This window comes from Sulfitobacter aquimarinus, assembly GCF_040149565.1.
Lineage (GTDB): Bacteria > Pseudomonadota > Alphaproteobacteria > Rhodobacterales > Rhodobacteraceae > Sulfitobacter > Sulfitobacter aquimarinus.
The window spans coordinates 1-3,555 of sequence record NZ_JBEFLO010000021.1 but is presented as its reverse complement, the minus strand read 5'-3'; the positions used below and the strand labels follow the sequence as shown (position 1 = coordinate 3,555).

The window sequence follows — 3,555 nt, the reverse complement described above, 5'->3', positions numbered from 1 at the left end:
TGATGCGAGCATAAGTATGACTGTTTCCTCGGTCTGCCCAATGTCTGCCATCTGAAATGAACAGTGTTGTCCAAGTCAAGTACACTAACCGGAGTGGTCGCAAGGCCACTCGAAAAGTTGCAGCCCTGCACGGGTCTGCAACAGTTATGTATGCTTTTGATCTGGAAACAGGGATAAACAGTTTCTTACCAGCTTCTGTTGTCCACGAGGGGCGTTAAGTCCTTCTCTTTCTGGATCAAATCAAGCGCGAAAAGGGCGTTTGGTGAATGCCTTGGCAGTAAGAGGCGATGAAAGACGTGATACTCTGCGATAAGTCATGGGGAGCCGAGAATAGGCTTTGATCCATGAATTTCTGAATGGGGCAACCCACCTGATACTATGTTATTATTGCTCAGCAATGAGCAGCTAATAATGTGGTAAACCAGGTATTTCTAGACTGAATACATAGGTTTAGAAAAGCAAACCCGGGGAACTGAAACATCTAAGTACCCGGAGGAAAGGAAATCAATTGATACTCCCCTAGTAGCGGCGAGCGAACGGGGACCAGCCGAGCCTCAATTGTGGTTAGAATGCGTTGGAATGCGCAACCAAAGTGGGTGATAGTCCCGTATAAGAAGCATGAGAGGACGTATTAAGTAGGGCGGAACACGTGAAATTCTGTCTGAAGATCGGAGGACCACCTTCGAAGGCTAAGTACTCCTTACTGACCGATAGTGAACCAGTACCGTGAGGGAAAGGTGAAAAGCACCCCGACGAGGGGAGTGAAACAGTACCTGAAACCGAACGCCTACAATCAGTTGGAGGGCCCTTGCGGCCTGACAGCGTACCTTTTGTATAATGGGTCATCGACTTGGTCTCACAAGCAAGCTTAAGCCGTTAGGTGTAGGCGCAGCGAAAGCGAGTCTTAATAGGGCGAATGAGTTTGTGGGATCAGACCCGAAACCGAGTGATCTAGGCATGGCCAGGTTGAAGGTTAGGTAACACTAACTGGAGGACCGAACCCACATCTGTTGAAAAAGATCGGGATGAGCTGTGCCTAGGGGTGAAAGGCCAATCAAACTCGGAGATAGCTGGTTCTCTGCGAAATCTATTTAGGTAGAGCGTCGACCGAATACCCTCGGGGGTAGAGCACTGGATGGGTAATGGGGCCTTACCGGCTTACTGATCCTAACCAAACTCCGAATACCGAGGAGTACTAGTCGGCAGACACACGGCGAATGCTAACGTCCGTCGTGAAGAGGGAAACAACCCTGACCTACAGCTAAGGCCCCTAATTCATGGCTAAGTGGGAAAGCAGGTGGGACGACCAAAACAACCAGGAGGTTGGCTTAGAAGCAGCCATCCTTTAAAGATAGCGTAACAGCTCACTGGTCTAAATAAGTTGTCCTGCGGCGAAGATGTAACGGGGCTCAAGCCATGAGCCGAAGCTTAGGATGCATTTATTGCATGGTAGCAGAGCGTAGTGTGACATAGTTCCATGTGTTATTATTTTGTGGAAGCCCGAGGCGCTCAAGTAGCGAAGCGGTAGCGCATAAAATAGCTAACACAAGGAGCTTTCTGTGAAGCCGGCCTGTGAGGGATCCGGTGGAGAGATCACTAGTGAGAATGATGACATGAGTAGCGACAAAGAGTGTGAGAGACACTCTCGCCGAAAATCCAAGGGTTCCTGCTTAAAGCTAATCTGAGCAGGGTAAGCCGACCCCTAAGGCGAGGCCGAAAGGCGTAGTCGATGGGAACCAGGTTAATATTCCTGGGCCAGATGGAAGTGACGGATCACAGAGGTAGTTCATCCTTATCGGATTGAATGGGCTGCTGAGTGGTTCCTGGAAATAGCTCCATCATGAGATCGTACCCTAAACCGACACAGGTGGATAGGTAGAGAATACCAAGGCGCTTGAGAGAACTATGTTGAAGGAACTCGGCAAAATACCTCCGTAAGTTCGCGAGAAGGAGGCCCGGTTTCTAGGCAACTAGAGGCTGGGGGCACAAACCAGGGGGTGGCGACTGTTTATTAAAAACACAGGGCTCTGCGAAGTCGTAAGACGACGTATAGGGTCTGACGCCTGCCCGGTGCCTGAAGGTTAAAAGGAGAGGTGAGAGCCTTGAATTGAAGCCCAGGTAAACGGCGGCCGTAACTATAACGGTCCTAAGGTAGCGAAATTCCTTGTCGGGTAAGTTCCGACCTGCACGAATGGCGTAACGACTTCCCCGCTGTCTCCAACATAGACTCAGCGAAATTGAATTACCGGTCAAGATGCCGGTTACCCGCGGTTAGACGGAAAGACCCCGTGCACCTTTACTACAGCTTCACATTGGCATTAGGCCGAACATGTGCAGGATAGGTGGTGGGCTTTGAAGCGCGAACGCCAGTTTGCGTGGAGCCTCCCTTGAGATACCACCCTTGTTCTGCTTGATGTCTAACCGCGGTCCGTTATCCGGATCCGGGACCCTGTGTGGCGGGTAGTTTGACTGGGGCGGTCGCCTCCTAAATCGTAACGGAGGCGCGCGAAGGTTGGCTCAGAGCGGTCGGAAATCGCTCGTTGAGTGCAATGGCAGAAGCCAGCCTGACTGCGAGACTGACAAGTCGAGCAGAGTCGAAAGACGGCCATAGTGATCCGGTGGTCCCGAGTGGAAGGGCCATCGCTCAACGGATAAAAGGTACGCCGGGGATAACAGGCTGATACTGCCCAAGAGTCCATATCGACGGCAGTGTTTGGCACCTCGATGTCGGCTCATCTCATCCTGGGGCTGGAGCAGGTCCCAAGGGTACGGCTGTTCGCCGTTTAAAGAGGTACGTGAGCTGGGTTTAGAACGTCGTGAGACAGTTCGGTCCCTATCTTCCGTGGGTGTAGGATACTTGAGAGGAGTTGCCCCTAGTACGAGAGGACCGGGGTGAACGATCCACTGGTGGATCTGTTGTGGCGCCAGCCGCAGTGCAGAGTAGCTATGATCGGACAGGATAACCGCTGAAGGCATCTAAGCGGGAAGCCCCCCTCAAAACAAGGTATCCCTGAGAGCCGAGGTAGACTACCTCGTCGATAGGCCAGAGATGTAAGCGTGGTAACACGTTCAGTTGACTGGTACTAATGGCTCGATAGGCTTGATTTGATCCAGTAACAGAGTGACTTAACTCTCTACTGTGAAAATCAAAAGCATACACACACATCAGTTGTACTCACTTGGACAATAAGAGGTTTTTTTGGTTTGGTGATCATAGCGTAAGCAAAACACCCGGTCCCATCCCGAACCCGGCAGTTAAGTGCTACTGCGCCGATGGTACTGCGTCTTAAGGCGTGGGAGAGTAGGTCATCGCCAAACCTAATAAGCCTCTTAATGTCGTATCTCTCGACGATGTAATCAAAACGCCGCGCTGTGAAAACAGCGCGGCGTTTTGCGTTGGAAAACGCATGATCCAAAAAAGCGACAATCACACCGGTATATGAGCCAACCATCAGTAAGCGCCGCGCATGCCAGATTGGGACCATATCTATCGGGAGCTTGAAGACGCCCCGCAAAATGTCACGCCATAATACATACTCGGCCAACTACCCATCC

The 3,555-nt window shown here is 51.3% G+C and carries 2 rRNA genes; both read left to right on the top strand.

What is annotated here, in order from left to right:
* Positions 1-238 precede the first annotated feature (238 nt).
* Positions 239-3,108 (top strand): 23S ribosomal RNA (locus ABMC88_RS18420).
* A 95-nt stretch (positions 3,109-3,203) separates the two neighbouring features.
* A 5S ribosomal RNA gene (gene rrf, locus ABMC88_RS18415) occupies positions 3,204-3,318 on the top strand.
* Positions 3,319-3,555: the final 237 nt, after the last annotated feature.